General features: G+C 71.4%; 14 protein-coding genes. 10 read left to right on the top strand and 4 right to left on the bottom strand.

Annotation, left to right across the window (positions count from 1 at the left end; genetic code table 11):
* The first annotated feature begins 115 nt into the window (after positions 1-115).
* The 6 genes from EJC51_RS05230 to EJC51_RS05205 all read left to right on the top strand — a co-directional run bounded on the left by EJC51_RS05230 (position 116) and on the right by EJC51_RS05205 (position 8619).
* On the top strand, positions 116-1360 hold the full coding sequence (locus EJC51_RS05230; RefSeq protein WP_126269930.1) for a sugar ABC transporter substrate-binding protein: 1245 nt from the start codon (positions 116-118) through the stop codon (positions 1358-1360).
* Between the two features lie 20 nt (positions 1361-1380).
* Positions 1381-2337: a carbohydrate ABC transporter permease gene (locus EJC51_RS05225; protein WP_126269929.1), complete on the top strand. Its 957-nt coding sequence runs from the start codon at positions 1381-1383 to the stop codon at positions 2335-2337.
* The gene (locus tag EJC51_RS05220) at positions 2334-3143 is read left to right on the top strand and encodes a carbohydrate ABC transporter permease (protein ID WP_126269928.1); all 810 of its coding nucleotides are present in this window, start codon (positions 2334-2336) and stop codon (positions 3141-3143) included. Before EJC51_RS05225 ends, EJC51_RS05220 begins: the two co-directional genes overlap by 4 nt.
* Positions 3144-3205: 62 nt before the next feature.
* Positions 3206-4936: an amylo-alpha-1,6-glucosidase gene (locus EJC51_RS05215; protein ID WP_126269927.1), complete on the top strand. Its 1731-nt coding sequence runs from the start codon at positions 3206-3208 to the stop codon at positions 4934-4936.
* A 72-nt stretch (positions 4937-5008) separates the two neighbouring features.
* Positions 5009-6850 carry an RICIN domain-containing protein gene (locus EJC51_RS05210; RefSeq protein WP_244362503.1) on the top strand — a complete coding sequence of 614 codons (1842 nt, stop codon included), beginning with the start codon at positions 5009-5011 and terminating at the stop codon, positions 6848-6850.
* A 245-nt stretch (positions 6851-7095) separates the two neighbouring features.
* A complete protein-coding gene (locus EJC51_RS05205; protein WP_126269926.1) occupies positions 7096-8619 on the top strand; it encodes a methionine--tRNA ligase in 1524 nt (507 codons plus the stop codon).
* 18 nt (positions 8620-8637) lie between these two features.
* Here the strand turns inward: EJC51_RS05205 and EJC51_RS05200 are convergent, their stop codons facing one another.
* From EJC51_RS05200 to EJC51_RS05185, 4 genes are all read right to left on the bottom strand, one after another.
* Positions 8638-9201 (bottom strand): hemerythrin domain-containing protein, encoded by a 564-nt coding sequence (locus EJC51_RS05200; protein ID WP_126269925.1) that lies wholly within the window; start codon positions 9199-9201, stop codon positions 8638-8640.
* Positions 9202-9320: 119 nt separating this feature from the next.
* Positions 9321-10493: an alanine--tRNA ligase-related protein gene (locus EJC51_RS05195; RefSeq protein ID WP_126269924.1), complete on the bottom strand. Its 1173-nt coding sequence runs from the start codon at positions 10491-10493 to the stop codon at positions 9321-9323.
* Positions 10494-10678: 185 nt separating this feature from the next.
* Positions 10679-11401 carry a response regulator gene (locus EJC51_RS05190; RefSeq protein WP_126269923.1) on the bottom strand — a complete coding sequence of 241 codons (723 nt, stop codon included), beginning with the start codon at positions 11399-11401 and terminating at the stop codon, positions 10679-10681.
* Entirely contained in the window at positions 11386-12696 is a 1311-nt protein-coding gene (locus tag EJC51_RS05185) for a sensor histidine kinase (protein ID WP_126269922.1), read from the bottom strand. Before EJC51_RS05185 ends, EJC51_RS05190 begins: the two co-directional genes overlap by 16 nt.
* A gap of 222 nt (positions 12697-12918) precedes the next feature.
* Between EJC51_RS05185 and EJC51_RS05180 the strand changes: the two genes are divergently transcribed.
* From EJC51_RS05180 to EJC51_RS05165, 4 genes are all read left to right on the top strand, one after another.
* Positions 12919-13611 (top strand): ABC transporter ATP-binding protein, encoded by a 693-nt coding sequence (locus EJC51_RS05180; RefSeq protein WP_126269921.1) that lies wholly within the window; start codon positions 12919-12921, stop codon positions 13609-13611.
* Entirely contained in the window at positions 13608-15944 is a 2337-nt protein-coding gene (locus tag EJC51_RS05175) for an ABC transporter permease (RefSeq protein ID WP_126269920.1), read from the top strand. The genes EJC51_RS05180 and EJC51_RS05175 overlap by 4 nt, the downstream gene beginning before the upstream one ends.
* Positions 15945-16046: 102 nt before the next feature.
* Positions 16047-16751 (top strand): hypothetical protein, encoded by a 705-nt coding sequence (locus tag EJC51_RS05170; RefSeq protein WP_126269919.1) that lies wholly within the window; start codon positions 16047-16049, stop codon positions 16749-16751.
* 58 nt (positions 16752-16809) lie between these two features.
* Entirely contained in the window at positions 16810-17262 is a 453-nt protein-coding gene (locus EJC51_RS05165; protein WP_126269918.1) for a flavodoxin family protein, read from the top strand.
* The last annotated feature ends 363 nt before the right edge of the window (positions 17263-17625 follow it).

Raw genomic sequence — 17625 nt, 5'->3', positions numbered from 1 at the left:
CCACGGCGCCCTCCGCCGTGCCCGTTTCCGCCCGGCACCCCACTGCCTCGGCACCGCCCCGCCCGAAAAGTCCGTGCCTCGGCACCCGCATACCGAAAACCGTAAGGAACCCGCGATGAACAGCACCTTCAGGCACCGTCGCCTGACCGCCGCCGCCCTCGCCGCCCTGGCCCTCGCCGGCACCGCCACCGCCTGCGGCTCCGGCTCGGACGGCGGATCGAACACGGCGGACAGTGGGACGTACACGATCTGGGACCCCTACCCGCAGTTCGACAAGAGCTCGGCCTGGGCGAAGCTGCTGGACTCCTGTGGCACCGAGGCCGGGGTGAAGGTCAAGCGGACCGCCTTCGACACCAGCGACCTGTCCAACAAGGCGCTCCTGGCGGCCCAGCAGGACAACTCCGCGGACGTCCTCATCGTCGACAACCCGGTGGTCTCGACGCTGGCCGAGGCGGGCGTGCTCACCACGACCGACGACAACAAGCTGGACACCTCCAAGGTCGACCCCAACCTGCTGGCGGCCGGACAGTCGGGCGGCAAGACGTACGGCACCCCGATCGGCGCCAACACCCTCGCCCTCTACTACAACAAGGACGTCCTGAAGAAGGCCGGCGTCGACGTCGCCTCGATCAAGGACTGGGCCTCGCTGACGGCGGCCCTCGCCAAGGTCGACAAGGCCGGCAAGAAGGGCATCACCTTCTCCGCGATCGGCACCGAGGAGGGCAGCTTCCAGTTCCTGCCGTGGTTCTGGGGATCGGGCGCCCAGCTGACCCAACTCGACTCCGCCGAAGGTGCGTCGGCGCTCGCGCTGTGGAGCGACTGGCTGAAGAAGGGGTACGCGCCCAACTCGGTCATCAACAACACCCAGACCACCAGCTGGCAGGAGTTCGCCAGCGGCGACTACGCCTTCGCCGAGAACGGCACCTGGCAGCTCGCCAACGCCAAGAAGGCCGGCTTCGACTACGGCGTCCTGCCGATACCCGGCGCCAAGGGCGGCAACGCGGCGGCCCCCACCGGCGGCGAGTTCGTCACCCTCCCCGTCCAGAGCGACACCGACCGCTACGCCACCTCGCAGAAGCTCGTCGCCTGCCTGACCAACACCGACCACCTCTACGACACCGACACCACGCTGTCCTACGTGGCCCCCATCAGTGAGGTGCAGGCCAAGCAGATCGCGGCGAACGCCGAGTTGAAGCCGTGGGTCGACGCCGTCAAGGCGGCCCGGGGGCGGACCAGTGACGACCTCGGCACCAAGTACCCGAAGATCTCCGAGCAGATGTGGAAGGCCGTCCAGTCCGCCCTCAGCGGTTCGAAGTCCCCGAAGGACGCGCTGGCCGCCGCCCAGTCCGCGGTCAAGTGACGCCACGTCAGGGCGATCTGATGAGTGCCACACTCCAGAAGTCGGGCCACCGGGCCACGCTCGGTGGCCCGGCCCCCGCCGCACCGCGCCGCCGGCCCACCTCCCAGCAGTGGGCCGCCTGGGCCTTCCTCACGCCGGTGACCCTCTACCTCGTCCTCTTCTACGCCTATCCGCTCTACCGCAACCTCGACCTGAGCCTGCGCCACTACACCGTCCGCTCCTTCGTCCAGGGCGACGCACCCTTCACCGGCCTCGCCAACTACCGCACCGTCCTGGACGATCCGACCTTCGCACCCGCTCTGCTGCACACCGTGGTCTTCACCGCCGTGTGCCTGGTCTTCCAGTACGCCCTGGGCCTGGCCCTCGCGGTCTTCTTCAACCAGCACTTCCGGCTCTCGGCCACCCTGCGCGCCCTGTTCCTCGTGCCGTGGCTGCTGCCGCTGATCGTGTCGGCCTCCACCTGGTCCTGGATGCTCAACAGCGAATCGGGCGTCGTCAACGCCCTGTTGAGCGCCGTGGGCATCGACCCGGTCAACTGGCTGACCTCACCGGACTGGTCGCTGGCCTCCGTGATCATCGCCAACGTCTGGATCGGCGTCCCCTTCAACCTGGTCGTCCTCTACAGCGGCCTCCAGTCCATCCCGACCTCGCTCCACGAGGCCGCCGCCATCGACGGCGCGAACGCCTGGCAGCGGTTCTGGCGGATCACCTTCCCGCTGCTGCGCCCGGTCTCCGCGATCACCCTGCTGCTGGGCCTCGTCTACACGCTCAAGGTCTTCGACATCATCTGGATCATGACCAAGGGCGGTCCGGCCGACTCGTCCACCACCTTCGCCACCTGGTCCTACCAGCTCGGCTTCGGCAACCTGGTGCCCGCCTTCGGCCCGGGCGCGGCCGTCGGCAACCTGCTCGTGGTCGCCGCGCTGGTCTTCGGCCTGATCTACGTCCGGGTGCAGAGAAAGCAGGCGCTGTCATGAAGCGACGAGGGAAGACGGCCCTCGGGGTGCTGCTGACCGGGATCATGCTCTTCCCGGTCTACTGGATGGTCAACGTGTCCTTCACCCGCGACCAGGACATGCGCAAGAGCCCACCCGACCTGTTCCCCGTCCACGGCACCCTGGCCGGCTACCGCACCGTCCTCGACGAGCAGTTGCCTTATCTCGGCACCAGCCTCGTCGTCGGGCTCGGCACCGTCCTGCTGACCGTGGCCCTGGCCGCACCCGCCGGCTACGCCCTGGCCAAGCTGCGCCCCCGCGGCGGCGGCGTCCTGAGCTTCCTCCTGCTGGCCGCCCAGATGATCCCCGGCATCATCATGGCGATGGGCTTCTACGCCATCTACCTCCAGCTCGACATGCTCCAGTCCGTCCCCGGCCTGATCGTCGCCGACTCCACCCTGGCCGTGCCCTTCGCGGTGCTCATCTTCACCGCGTTCATGTCCGGCATCCCCGGCGAACTGCTCCAGGCCGCGCAGATGGACGGGGCCAGGGCCTGGCGCATCTTCCGGTCGATCGTGCTGCCGATGAGCCGCAACGCCGTCGTCACGGTGTCGTTGTTCGCGTTCCTGTGGTCCTGGTCCGACTTCGTCCTGGCCAGCACCCTCGTCAACGGCGGTGCCCACGAGCCGATCACGCTCGGCATCTACCACTACATCGGCAACAACAACCAGGAGTGGAACGCCATCATGGCCACCGCCGTCGTGGCCTCGCTGCCCGCCGCGGTCATCCTCGTCCTCGCCCAGCGCTATGTCGCCGCCGGCGTCACCGCCGGTGCCGTCAAGGACTGAAGCGACCTCCGCACGCCCTTGCTGAAGAGCACCCCCTTGCTGAAGAAACGAGTAGCCCCTTCATGACCGACGCCCGAACCGGCCCGGCCTTCTCCCTCTCCGACATCCCGTTCAGCACCTACGGATCGTGGTTCGACGTCTCACCCGTGGTGGCGGAGAAGACGTACGCCGACGACCTCCATCTGGTCTCGCACCAGAACGGCATGCACGCCGTCCTGCGCCTGGTCCCCCTGTCCGCGGGCGAGCGGGTGGAGACCGACCGGCAGGGGACACCGGGACTGCTCACCTGGACCGGGGAGGCAGGTCGCATCGATCTCGCCTACGAGTCGCCGGACACCGTACGGCTGCGGGGAAGCGGCCTGGACATCGGGGTGTTCGCCGCGGCGCAGGCCCTGACCCCGTTCAGCGGCACGTACTTCTTCCACGACCCGGCGGCGGACGCGCACGTGTTCACGTCGTACGAGACCGGACGCCGCTACCGCGTCACCCTGCTGTCCGGCACGATCGCCGCCACACCCGGCGACCAGACCCTGGGCAGCACCGACCGAGGTCTCGCCGTCACGGCGGAGGCGGGCGGCGGCTGGGAGATCGCCGTCGAGGAACTCGACACCGCCCGCCCGCCGTACGCGTCCTCGGCGACCTTCGACGACGTCGTGGAGGCCGCGCGGAGTGCCTTCGCGGAGTTCGTGGACGCCGTGGCTCCCTGGCGCTCGGCCGACACCCCCGCCGCCGAACTCGCCGCCTACGTCGTCTGGTCGGCGACCGTCCGGCCGGCGGGGCTCGTCACCCGGCCCGGCGTGCTGATGTCCAAGCACTGGATGGACAAGGTCTGGAGCTGGGACCATTGCTTCAACGCCCTCGCCCTGGCGCCGGGTTGTCCCGAGCTCGGCCTCGACCAGTTCCAGCTGCCCTTCGACCACCAGGACGCCGGCGGCGCCCTGCCCGACTCGGTCACCCACTCCGAGGTGCTGCACAACTTCGTCAAACCGCCCATCCACGGCTGGGCCTTCGGCCATCTGCGCCGCCGGTTGCCGACGCCGCCGAGCCAGGCCGAGCTGGCCCAGGTGTACGAGCGGTTGGAGCGCTGGACCCAGTTCTGGCTCACCGCCCGCCGCGCCCCCGGCGCCGAACTGCCCTACTACCAGCACGGCAACGACAGCGGCTGGGACAACGCCACCACCTTCGACCCCGAGCGGGTGGTCGTCACCGCCGACCTGGCCGCATTCCTGGTCCTCCAGATGCATGAACTCGCCTCCCTCGCCGGAGAGTTGGGCAAGCAGGACGACGCACGCCGGTGGACGCGGACGGCAGAGGAGACGCAGGCCACGCTCCTCGACCAGCTCTGGACCGGCGACCGCTTCGTCGCCCGGGGAGTCGCCACCGGGGACACCTGGAGCACCGCCAGCCTTCTCGACCTGATGCCCGTCGTGCTGGGCGAGCATCTGCCCGCCGAGGTCGGCAGCACGCTGGCCGACCACATCAAGGCCCACCTCACGCCGTACGGCCTGGCCACCGAACTGACCACCTCCCCGCACTACCTCGCCGACGGCTACTGGCGCGGCCCCATCTGGGCGCCGGCCACCGTCCTCATCGAGGACGGCCTGCGCCGGGCCGGCCACCACCGGCTCGCCGACGACATCAGCGCCCGCTTCCGGACCCTCTGCGAGACGCACGGGTTCGCCGAGAACTTCGACGCCGTCACCGGAACGGGTCTGCGAGACCGCGCCTACACCTGGACCGCGGCCGGCTATCTCCTGCTGGCCGAGGCGCACGCACACAGAGACGGCCGCTGACCGGCCGCCTCCTGCACCACCCCGGGCCCGACCGGGCCCGGGGCCCGTCCCCGCCCCGGCAGGAGCCGCACCGTGACATCACCCCGCACGCCCCGCAGATCCCGACGCCGGTCCACCGCCTCCCTCGCCGCCCTCCTGGCCGCCCTGGCCGCGACCCTGCTCCCCGCCGCCCCCTCCCAGGCCGCGGACACCGCCGTCAGCGTCGACTTCGCCACCGCCGGAGGTGCCCCCACCTACCGCGCCTCCGGCATGATCTACGGACTGACCGTCGACGGGTCGCAGCCGCCGGACCACTTCTTCAAGGACATCAAGTGGCACTTCGAGCGGGCCGGCGGCGCGCAGCTCAACGGCGGCGGCTACGCCACCAGCCTCGCCGAGTACCGGACCCGCTGGAACGCCACCCTCGCCCAGTACAAGCGCACCAAGGCGCTCGGCGGAACCTTCGTCATCCTGCCGCACGACCTGTGGGGCGCCGACGGCACCACCAGCACGGGCTTCCCGGGCGACAACGGGAACTGGACGCAGTTCGACAACTTCGTCAACCAGCTCATCTCCGACGTCAAGGCCAACAACATGACGGTGGAGTGGGACCTGTGGAACGAGCCGGACCTCAGCGGCTTCTGGGGCCGCTCCCAGAGCCAGTACCTGCAGATGTGGTCCCGCTTCCACGCCGCCGTGCGGGCCAACCTGCCCGGGCAGCTCATCGTCGGCCCCAGCATCGCCAACCCGCCCAGCTCCTCCAACTCCTGGTGGACCACCTTCCTGAACCACGTCAAGGCCAACAACGTCGCCCCCGACATCTACAGCTGGCACGCCATCCCGCACGACCCCGTCACGGCCGTCAACAACGCCAACTCGACCCTCGCCGCCGCGGGCCTGACCAACACCCGGCCGTACCAGATCAACGAGTACGCCGGGCGCGAGCAGCAGAACCCCGGTGGCGGCGGCTGGTTCATCAGCCGCCTGGAGCGGGCCGGCGCCGACGGCCTGCGCTCCAACTGGGGAGGGGGCCCCAGCCTCCACGACTACGCGGCCGACCTGCTCACCAAGGACAGCTCCGGTCGGTACCTGCCGAAGGGGGAGTGGTTCCTCTACCGGTACTACGGCTCCCAGACCGGGAACATCGTGAACCTCACCCCCGGTACGAACACCGACGGGCTGGCGACCAAGGACAACACGGCCCGCAACGCCAAGATCCTGCTGGGCACCAACGCCAACACCGGCAACGTCACCGTCAACCTCAACCGCCTCGACACCACCTCGGTGGTGGAGAACGGCCGGGTGCGCGCGGTCGTCCAGCGCATACCGAACAACGGCGGCGGCGCGGTCACGGGTCCGGTGACGGTCTCCGACCAGACCCTGACCGTCAGCGGCAACTCGGCCTCGGTGAGCGTGCCGTGGACGGACGCCGCCGACGGCTACACCGTCACGCTGCTGCCGCCGTCCGACACGACCGTCTCCACGGTCGCGGTGGCACAGCACAGCGGTCAGTGCCTGGACGACACCAACCTCTCCGCCGCCGACGGCACGCAGTACCAGCAGTACCCCTGCGAGGGCGGCTACCAGCAGATGCTCGACCTCAAGCCGGTGGCCGGCCGGGCGAACACCTACACCATCGTGAACGAGCACAGCGGCAAGTGCCTGGACGTCTCGGGCGCCTCCACGGCCGACGGCGCCGCCGTCATCCAGTGGACCTGCAGTGGCACCACGAACCAGATGTTCACCCTCAACCCCGTCACCGCACTCGGCAACGGCAAGGACTACCAGCTCGTCGCCGTGCACAGCGGCAAGTGCGTCGACGTCAGCGGTGTCTCGACCGCGGCCGGCGCCCTGGTCCACCAGTGGACCTGCGACCCGGCGAGCGCGCTGAGCACCAAGAAGAACCAGATCTGGCGACTCCTCGGCAAGAGCTGACGGGGAGGGAGCGGGCGGCGCCCGGCCGGGCCCCGAGGGTGATCGACCCTCGGGGACGCCGGAAAAGAAGGTGTCCACGCCGGGCGCCGTTGCTACCCTCGTCGCCATGATCACGCCTTCGACTCAGCACCGGATGATGCCCCCGCACTGGGGCTGCTGAGCACGGACGCGTACCGAATCCGAGGCCCCGGGACGGGGCCTCGACGCGTGGTGCGGACCAGGTCCCGGTACCGGCGGGAGGACCGATGACCACACCACGCCACTACATCACCACGACCATCCCGTACGTCAACGCCCGCCCGCACCTGGGCTTCGCCCTGGAGCTGGTCCAGGCGGACACCCTGGCCAGGCACCGCCGCCAACGGGGCGACGACGTCCGTCTGTTGAGCGGCACCGACGACAACTCGCTGAAGAACGTGCTGGCCGCGGAGGCGGCGGGCGTGGACGTGCGGACCCTGGTGGACCGCAACGCCGACGCGTTCGCCGCCCTGCGCGACCCGCTCGCCCTGTCCCTCGACGACTTCATCCGCACCAGCAGCGACCCTCGACACCGTGCGGGCGTGGAACGCCTGTGGCGCCGCTGCGCGGCGGCCGGGGACCTCTACCGGAAGACGTACGAGGGGCTGTACTGCGTAGGCTGCGAGCAGTTCTACACCCCGGAGGAACTGGACGACGGCCGGTGCGCGGAACACGGCACCGCACCGCAACGGGTCGCCGAGGAGAACTGGTTCTTCAGACTCTCGCGCCACGCCGACCGGCTCCGCGAACTGATCACCGGCGGCGCGCTGCGCATCGAACCCGCCGCCCGCCGCAACGAGGTCCTCGCCCTCATCGACGGCGGCCTCCACGACTTCTCCGTCTCCCGCTCCCACACCCGCGCCCGCGGCTGGGGCATCCCCGTGCCCGACGACCCCGACCAGGTCGTCTACGTGTGGTGGGACGCCCTCGGCAACTACGTCACCAGCCTCGGCTACGGCACCGACGACCCCGCCTACGAGCGGTGGTGGGCCGCCGGGGACCGCCGTGTCCATCTCGTCGGCAAGGGCGTCGTACGCTTCCACGCCGTGTACTGGCCGGCCATGCTGCTGTCGGCGGGCCTGCCGCTGCCGACCGACATCCTCGTCCACGACTATCTGACGGTCGGCGGACGCAAGATCAGCAAGTCCGGGAGCGGGACCACCGTCGACCCCGTCGCCCTGACCGCCGCGTACGGCACGGACGCGGTGCGCTGGTGGCTGCTGCGGGACGTCCCCCGGGTCGGGGACGCCGACTTCACCGAGGAGCGGCTGATCGCCCGTGCCGACGCCGACTTCGCCGGGGGCCTCGGGAACCTGGTCCACCGGATCGTGACCATGGTCCACCGGTACCGCGCCGGGGCCGTCCCGGTGCTCGGCGCCGACCGGTTCGCGGTGACGCCGCTGCTCGACGTGTGCCGGGCAGTGCCCGGGCGGATCGACGCGGCCCTTGGCGACTTCGACTTCCGGCGGGCCGTCGACGCCGCCTGGGACATCGTGGAGGAGGCCAACCGCTGCATCGACGCCACCCGCCCCTGGGAACTGGCCCGGGCGGAGCGCCAGGGCAACACCGACGCGGCCGAACGCCTCGACGCGGTCCTCGCCGCGCTGGTCACGGCGTGCCGGGTGCTCGGCGACGAACTACGGCCCTTCGTACCGGGCGCGGCGGAGCGGATCGCCCGTCAGGTGAGCCCGGTCGGCGGCGCCCTCCCGGAGGCGGCACCGCTCTTCGGCCGCCTCCGGGAACAGCGCTGACACCCGCGACGGATGCAGTCAGTCCTCCTTGCCGCGGCCCGTCAGCGCGTCGCGTATCCGGTCGACCAGGCCCAGGCCCGGCGCGAGCAGCTTGTTCGCCGGTGGCTCGCTCGGCGTGGACGGGTGCGGGCGGGTCGGCGCCACCTTCTTGGCCCTGCGGATCTGCTCGCCCAGCTCGTCCAGGCGCTCCGGCGGACAGACCGCGCGGAGCTGGGGGAACAGGTTCTCCTCCTCGTCGGCGATGTGCGCGCGCACCTCGGCCATCAGCTCGCCGACGATCCGGTCGAACTCCGGGTCGTCGGCCTCGCAGGACTCCAGGTCCTTCATGAGCTGCTCGGCCTTCGCGTGGTCCTCGATCTCCCGGTCGGCGAGGGTGTTGCCGTTCGCCAGGTGCTCCCGCACGGCGGGATACAGGTAGGCCTCCTCGGCGACCGAGTGCCGGACCAGCTCGATGGTGGCCTGGTCGGCATGGACCTTGCGGTCCTTGTCGCCGGAGGGCAGCGCCTCGATACGACCGAAGAACTCCTCGACCTCGCGGTGATCGGCGACCAGCTCGTCGATCACGTTTCCGCCGTGCCCCATGCTCTCCACCTCCGACAGGATCGGGCGACTCCGGGAGGAAGCCGCCGCGGCCCCCGAGTGCCCCGGCCGCCCGAGGGGTAACGCGGTCGGGCGGCCCGGGCACGATCATGCGCGCCGGCTCATCCGTGCAGGCTGCGCAGGCCGACGACGAGATCGCGGGGCAGACCGTGGGTGTCGTGGAGGTAGTGGTAGTCCTCCTCGGACAGCTGCCCTCGGTACTGCGGGCGGGAGAGGACGCGGTGGCCCCGGTCGAGGAGCTTGCCGAAGCGGCCCTCTTCCTCCAGCAGGACGTCGAGCACGGGGCCGGTGCCGCCGGGCAGCCGGAAGTGGTCCAGGGTGTGCTCGACGAGCTCCCGCGGCAGGTCGGACAGGGTGCGGCCGCGGTCCTGCTGCCAGAGGGTGGTCAGGAGGCGGCGGACGAGGCGGCGCAGGACGTAGCCGCGCCCGGTGGGGGAGGGCCGTACGCCGTCACCGATGACGACGACACCGGAGCGCAGATGGTCGCAGACCAGGCGGAACGACGGCTCGTCGAGGTCCCACAGCCGCGGGAGCAGCCGCGTCCAGGGTTCGAACAGATCCGTCTCGTAGACCGAGCCACGGCCCTGGAGGACGGTCAGCAGGCGCTCCAGCCCCATGCCCGTGTCGATGTTCTGCTGCGACAGCGGGGAGAGGCTGCCGTCCTCCTGGCGGCGGTAGCGCATGCCGACGTGGTTCCAGACCTCCACCCAGCGCGGGTCGGTGGTGGGGCTGCCCTCCGGCGGGGTGTCGCCGGTCCAGACGAAGATCTCCGAGTCGGGGCCGCACGGGCCGACGGGACCGTTGGACCACCAGTTGTCCTCCACGGTCGGCTCGACGGGGACGCCCAACTCCTCCCAGGTGCGCAGCGATTCGGTGTCCGGGCCGACCTGGTCGTCGCCGCCGAAGACGGTGACGTACAGATGCCGTTGCGGGATGCCGAAGCCGTCTCGGAGCAGTTCGTGGCCCCAGCGCAGGCTCCGTGAGTGGTCGTAGTCGCCGAGCGACCACGAGCCGAGCATCTCGAACACCGTCAGATGGGTCGGGTCGCCGACCTCCTCCAGGTCGGTGGTGCGCAGACAGCGCTGCACGTTCACCAGCCGCCGCCCCTGGGGATGCGGGCGGCCCTCCAGGTACGGGGTGAGCGGATGCATGCCGGACGTGGTGAACAGCACCGGGTCCGAGGGCGGCGGGAGAAGAGTGCTGCCGGTGATCAGGTGGTGGCCGCGCTCGACGTAGAAGTCGGTGAAGGTGCGCAGGGTGCGGTCGGTGTTCATGACGGTCTTCCTTGAGGTGCGGGGCACCGGAAAGGACCGTGGGAACAGCGAGGGATGTACACGCACTGCACCGGCGGTCCGTTTCCGGCCGCCGGGGGAGAGGTGACGTGAGGTCAGGCGGTGGCAGCCGGGGAGCTGGTCGCTCGCGCGGCTGCGCTGTGGGTGTGCTGGGTGACCTCCATGCCTCAACGGTAACGATCGGCGCCCGGGACGTCTTCCGGATTTCCCGGCGTGATCAGCCCCGACTCGTAGGCGAGGACGACCGCCTGGACGCGGTCGCGCAGCTCCAGCTTCGACAGGATGCGGCCGATGTGGGTCTTCACCGTGGTGGGGCTGAGGAACAGGCGCTCCGCGAGCTCGGCGTTGCTCAGCCCCGTCGCGAGCAGCCGCAGCACCTCCACTTCGCGCGGGGTCAGCGCGGAGAGGTCGCGGTGCGGGGAGGCGGTCGGGCGGGGCTCCTCGCGCTGGGCGAAGCGCTCGATCAGCCGGCGGGTGATCGCCGGCGCGAGCAGGGCGTCGCCGGACTGGACGAGGCGGACGGCGGCGACCAGGTGCTCGGGGGTGACGTCCTTGAGCAGGAAGCCGGAGGCGCCCGCGGTCAGCGCCGCGTACACGTAGTGGTCGAGGTCGTACGTGGTCAGGATGATGACGCGGGTGCCCTCGGACGTGTCGTCGGCGAGGATGCGCCGGGTGGCCTCGATGCCGTCCATGCCGGGCATCCGGATGTCCATCAGCACCACGTCGGGGCGGGTGCGCCGGACCGCCGCGACCGCCTCGGCGCCGTCGGCGGCCTCCGCGGTCACCTCGATGCCGTCCGCGGCGAGGATCATCCCGAAGCCGGTGCGTACGAGGGCCTGGTCGTCGGCGATGACGGCGCGCAGCGCGGACCCGGTCACGCGGTCCGCCACGGGACGAGGGCTCTGACGCGGTAGCCGCCGGCGACTGTCGGACCGGCGGTCAACTCCCCGCCGTAGACGGCGAGTCGCTCGCGCAGCCCGATCAGGCCGCGGCCGTTGCCGTCCGCCGGTGCGGCATCGCGGACGCCGCCGGTGTCGGCGACCTCGATCTCCAGCCGGTCGCCGCCGTAGCCGATCGTGACGGACGCCTCGGCGCCCGGCGCGTGCTTGATCGTGTTGGTCAGCGCCTCCTGCACCACGCGGTACGCCGTCAAGTCGACGCCGGGCGGCAGGGGTTCGGGAGGCAGTGACACCGCGATGCCGACCGGCGTACCGGCGGCCCGTACGCGGACGATGAGCGCGTCGAGCTGCGCGAGGCCGGGCTGCGGCTCCAGTGCCTCGGGCTGGTCCGGGTCCGGGGCCGCCAACAGCCCCATGACGTGCCGTAGTTCGGCCATCGCCGCCCTGCCGCCCGCCTCCACCGCCAGCAACGCCTCCTTCGACCGCTCCGGTGCCGCGTCCATCACCTTGCGCGCCGCGCCCGCCTGGATGACCATCACGCTCACATTGTGGGTCACGACGTCGTGCAACTCGGCGGCTATCCGGGCGCGTTCCTCCTCGACCGCCCGGCGCATCGTTTCCTCCTGCTCGCGCTCCAGACGGGCGAACCTCTCCCGGCCCGCCGCCAGCTGCCGTTGCCACACCCGGGCGAGCCCGGCCAGCACCCCGGCGATCAGCAGGACCACCGCGGGGCTCGACCACCCCGGCAGGACCGGCTCGGTGTCCCGGAACGCCAGCCCGGCGAGCACGGCCGCGACGAACAGCCCGGCCAGCGCCCCCACCCGGTGCCTGCTGTACATGACGGCGCTGTACGCCCCGACCACACAGGTCAGCACGTTGATCCAGGAGGCGTCGTCCCCGATGGCCAGGACCGCTCCCATCACCACGGCGAACACGACGAACGGATACCGCCGTCGGCCGGCCAGCGGCAGCGCGGAGAGGACGACCAGGACGAAGGGCGGGGCTGCGGGCTCCTCGTCCGCCATCCACCGGCCCGGCGCGGGCGGCCGGGGCGGGGTCGGTCCGCCGAGATCGACCGGGGTCACGTTCATCGGCCCGTCGCCCGGATAGCGTGCCGCGACGAACAGCGCGACGGCGGTCAGCAGCACCGCCAGCACCGCGTCCGCCCACACGGCCCGCCGGGACAACGGCTCACGCCGAGGTTCCGGACGCAGTGTGTCCCGCAGCTGCCGCCGCCACCCGCGCCGGTCCTCCGTACGCCGTGGGCGCAGGTCCTCCGTCTCCATCCGCACATTGTGCGGCTCGCCCTCCCGGGCCCGCGTCCGTCTCGGAGGCCGACGAACCGTCTTTGAGGCGTACGCCGCAGGGATGACCCGCGGCCCGGATCGTCCGCGCGAAGGGCCGCAAGTCGGTGCCCCGGCCGACGCGCCGCGCCCGCGTCCGCCCCTACTTTCGCTGGGCCGGTGCACAGCAAGAGCCCACTCCACTCACAAGGACGGACGACTCCCATGACTCAAGTGATCGAACTGTCGGGCGTGGCCAAGCGCTACGACAGTTCCGGCGCGCCCGCGCTCGGACCGATCGACCTCGGTGTCGCCCAGGGCGAGGCCCTCGCCGTCACCGGCCCGTCCGGCAGCGGCAAGTCCACGCTGCTGAACCTCGTCGCGGGCCTGGACAAGCCGACCAGCGGCACGGTGACCGTCGCCGGTGAGCGCGTCGACCAGCTCAGCGAGCACGCGTCGGCACGGTTCCGCCGCGAACGGATCGGCATGGTCTTCCAGTTCTTCAACCTGCTCGACGATCTCACCGTCGCCGACAACATCCAGCTCCCCGCCCAACTGACCGGCACCGCACGCCGCAAGGCCGCCGCCCGGGCCGGCGAGCTCATGGAGCTGCTGGGCATCCAGAAGCACGCCCGCGCCTACCCGGGCCGGTTGTCCGGCGGGGAGCGCCAACGGGTCGCGGTGGCAAGGGCGTTGGTGAACCGGCCCGCGCTGCTCCTCGCCGACGAACCGACCGGCGCCCTCGACAGCGCCTCGGGCCACGACGTACGGGAACTGCTGGTGGACCTGCACCGGGGCGGCCAGACCATCGTGCTGGTCACCCACGACCCGTCCCTCGCCGAGGCGGTCGCGAGCCGCACGATCCACCTGGTCGACGGCCACCTCGCCCTCGACACCCAGGCGGAGGCGGTCCGATGAGCGCGCTCAGTCGCGTCGTGCGGGCCGGGGTGGGGCGGCGGCGGGTGCAGACCGTCGTCATCGCCCTCGCCACCCTGATGGCCGTGGCCTCGGCCGTGGTCGCCGGATCGCTGATGGTCGCCTCCAACGCGCCCTTCGACCACGCCTTCGCCGCGCAGAACGGGGCGCACCTCGTCGCGCAGTTCGACCCGGCCAAGGCGAGCCAGGCCCAACTCAAGGCCACCGGACGGCTCGACGGGGTCACGGGCAGCGCGGGGCCCTACCCCGTCACGACCATCCGGCCGGTGGACGAAGGGGGCGGCCACCTGCCGCCGGTGACGCTGGTGGGACGGTCCGCACCGAACACCGACGTCGACCGGCTCGACCTGAAGTCCGGACGGTGGCCGACGAAGGCCGGCGAGGTCGTCCTCTCCAGCGAGTTCGAGGGCCCCGCCCTCCGGCTCGGCGCCACGCTCGACACCTCGGACGCCGCGGACGGCACGGCCCTCACGGTCGTCGGCTTCGCCCACTCGGTCGGCGAGACCGCCGACGCCTGGGCCACCCCCGCACAGGTCACCGCGCTCGCCTCCGACGACACCCGCGTCACCCGCCAGATGCTCTACCGGTTCGACTCCGCGGACACCAAGGCGCAGCTCGCCGCCGACCGCCGCAAGCTGACCGCCGCCCTGCCCTCCGGCGCGCTGATGGGCACCGAGTCCTGGCTGGACACCAAGCGCGCCGCCGACCAGAGCGCGGCGCCAACTATCCCCTTCCTCATGGCGTTCGGCGTCCTCGGCCTCGTCATGTCGGTCATCATCGTCGGCAGCGTCATCAGCGGCGCCGTCGGCACCAGCCTGCGCAGGATCGGCATCCTCAAGGCGCTCGGCTTCACCCCGCGCGAGGTGGTCCGCGCCTACGTCGCCCAGGCGCTGGTCCCCGCCGGCGTCGGGATCGCGCTGGGCGTCGTCCTGGGAAACCTGATGGCGATGCCGCTCCTGGAGGACACCGAGACGGTCTACGGCAGCGCGTCGCTGTCGGTGGCCTGGTGGGTGGACGTCCTGGTGGCCGGAGCCGCGTTGTCCGTCGTCACGGTCGCCGCGCTGGTGCCCGCGCTGCGGGCCGGACGGCTGCCGACCGTGGAGGCCATCGCGGTCGGCCGGGCACCGCGCACCGGGCGGGGGCAGTGGGCCCACCGGGCGGCGGGGCGGCTGCCGTTGCCGCGCGCGGTGACGTACGGCCTCGCCGGTCCCTTCGCGCACCCGGTGCGCACCCTCGCCATGCTGCTCGCGGTCACCTTCGGCACTGTCGCGGCGACCTTCGCGCTCGGGCTGACCGCGTCCCTCAACGCGGTCGGGTCGGCCCAGGACCCGGAGGACAGCGCCCCGGTCACCGTGTTCACCGGCGAACCCCGCTCGGGGCCCGGCGGGGGCGAGACCGCCACGGCCGATCCCACGCAGGTGGCCGCGGCCATCGAGCGGCAGTCCGGCACCGACACCTACTACGAGAGGACCCAGACGGACGGCACCGCGGTCGGCGTCCCGGGCGCCGTGCAGGCCGTGCTCTACGACGGTGATCTGCACGCCGCCGCCTACGAGATGATCTCCGGGCACTGGATCACCGGACCCGGCCAGGTCGTGGTCTCCACCCACTTCCTGAACACCACCGAGACCGAGGTCGGCGACACGCTGCGGGTGACGGTCGGCAAGCAGACGCGGACCCTGACGATCGTCGGCGAGGCCTTCGACACCTCCGACGACGGACTCCGCTTCCACGCGAGCCTCGCCGACTTCCCCACCGTCGAGCCGCAGATGTTCCTCGTCGACCTCAAGTCGGGCGTCCAGGCCACCCAGTACGCCACGAAGCTCAACGAGACGGTGAGCACGCTCGGCGGTCAGGCCGTCGCCAACTCCTCTTCGCGGCAGGACAACCTGATCCTAGTCCTCGACGCGATGGCGGCGCTGCTCACCCTGATGCTGGTCTCCGTCGCCGGCCTCGGTGTGCTCAACTCCGTCGTCCTCGACACCCGGGAGCGCGTCCACGACCTGGGCGTGTGCAAGGCGCTCGGCATGTCGCCGCGGCAGACGGTGAGCCTCGTGCTCGCCTCGGTGGCCGGGATCGGTGTGGTCGGCGGGCTGATCGGGGTGCCCGTCGGGTTCGCGCTGCACGGCTACGTCCTGCCGAAGATGGCGGAGACCGCCGACACCGGACTGCCGAAGGTCGTCCTCGACGTGTACGACACCCCGGAACTGCTCCTGCTCGGCTGCGCCGGCATCGTCATCGCCGCGCTCGGCGCGCTGCTCCCGGCGAGCTGGGCGGCGCGGGCCCGCACCGCGACGGCCCTGCGCACGGAGTAGCCGAACACCGCCCTCATCAGCACATTTTCATTACGACACCTCCACAATCACGGTCTCCCGGGCGATGATTGATCGCGCAACAGAACCATCCCTGGGGGGACCATGAGTTACGACAACACGCAGCCGCCCATGCCCGGCTACAACCCGCCGCCCGGGCCCGGCTACTACCCGCCGCAGCCGCCGCAAGCGCCGCAGCCGCCGAAGAAGACCACCACGGTCCTCATCGCCGCCGGCGCGGCGGTGGTCGCGGCCGTCCTCGCCGCCGTCGTCACCGCGAGCGTGACCGGCGACGGCAAGGCCGAGGCGGCGCCGACCGTCACCGTCACCAAGACGGCACCGGCCGAGGGCGATGACACCGGCGCCGACGACTCCGCCACCGACGCGGCGGACTCCGACGCCCCGGCCGAGGACTCCGGCGACGACTCCTACGGCCTCGACGACACGATCGCGTACGACAACGACGTCGAGATCAGCCTGACCAAGATCACTCGGGCAGTCTCCAGCGAGTACGCGTCCCCGGAGAAGACCCCGTACGCCAAGTTCACCATCAAGATCGTGAACAAGTCGGACAAGAAGATCGACGCCTCGATGATGACGGTCAACTGCGCCTACGGCGACGAGGGCAAGGAAGGGGAGTCCATCTACGACGACGGACTCGACGGTCTGCCCGACACCAGCATCCTGGCCGGCCGGTCCCTCTCCGTGCCGTGGGGCTGCGAACTGCCCAAGGGCGAGTCCTTCCTCCAGATCGAGGTGGCGCCCGACTACGAGTCGGAGACCGCGATCTTCACCGGCAAGGTGAAGTAGCCCTCGCGGCAGCCGTCGCGTTTGCGCCGGGTGCCCGGCCGACGGCAGGGTGCGGGGTGTGCCTACCTTGCTGATCGTGCATCACACGCCCTCGCCCAACTGCCAGGCGCTGCTGGAAGCCGTCGTCTCCGGGGCCACGGACCCGGAGATCGAGAACGTCCAGGTCGTGCGGCGGGCCGCGCTCGCGGCCACCGCCTCCGACGTGCTCGCCGCCGACGGCTTCCTGCTGGGCACACCGGCGAACCTCGGCTACATGTCCGGGGCCCTCAAGCACTTCTTCGACCAGGTCTACTACCCGTGCCTGGACGAGACGCGAGGGCGGCCCTTCGGCTACTGGGTGCACGGCGGCAGTGACGTCACCGGCGCGGTGCGCGGCATCGAGTCCATCACCACGGGCCTCGGTTGGCGCCGCGCGGCGGACGCCGTGACGGTGACCGGAACACCGGAGAAGCCCGACGTGCAGGCCTGCTGGGAGCTGGGCGCGACGCTCGCGGCCGGGCTCATGGAGTGACGGTGAGTGCTGATGGGGTAACGGCGACTGCTGCCGGGCGGGCTCATGGAGTGACGGCGGGCCGCTGTCGGGCGGGCTGATGGGGTGATGGCGACTGCTGTCGGGCGGGCTGAGGGAGTGACGGCGACTGCTCTCGGGCCGGCTGAGGGAGTGACGGCGACCGCTGTCGGGTGTGGCGTCGGCGCGCCCGCCCTGACCTCTCGTCCTTCCGGAGGACGTGTCGGGCGGTGGCTACTGCGGTCCGAGTAGGCCGTACAGCCCGCAGCGGGATGACGACGCGGCACGCCCTGCCGGGCGAGCCTGGAGGCGGTGTGCAGCACCGCCCGCGCCGCGTCGGCGCCGTACCGGAAGGCGTGACCTCCG

The organism is Streptomyces aquilus (assembly GCF_003955715.1).
In the GTDB taxonomy this organism is placed as follows: Bacteria; Actinomycetota; Actinomycetes; order Streptomycetales; family Streptomycetaceae; genus Streptomyces; species Streptomyces aquilus.
Note: the sequence above shows the minus strand (reverse complement) of the source record. Positions and strands in the feature narration are given on the sequence as shown.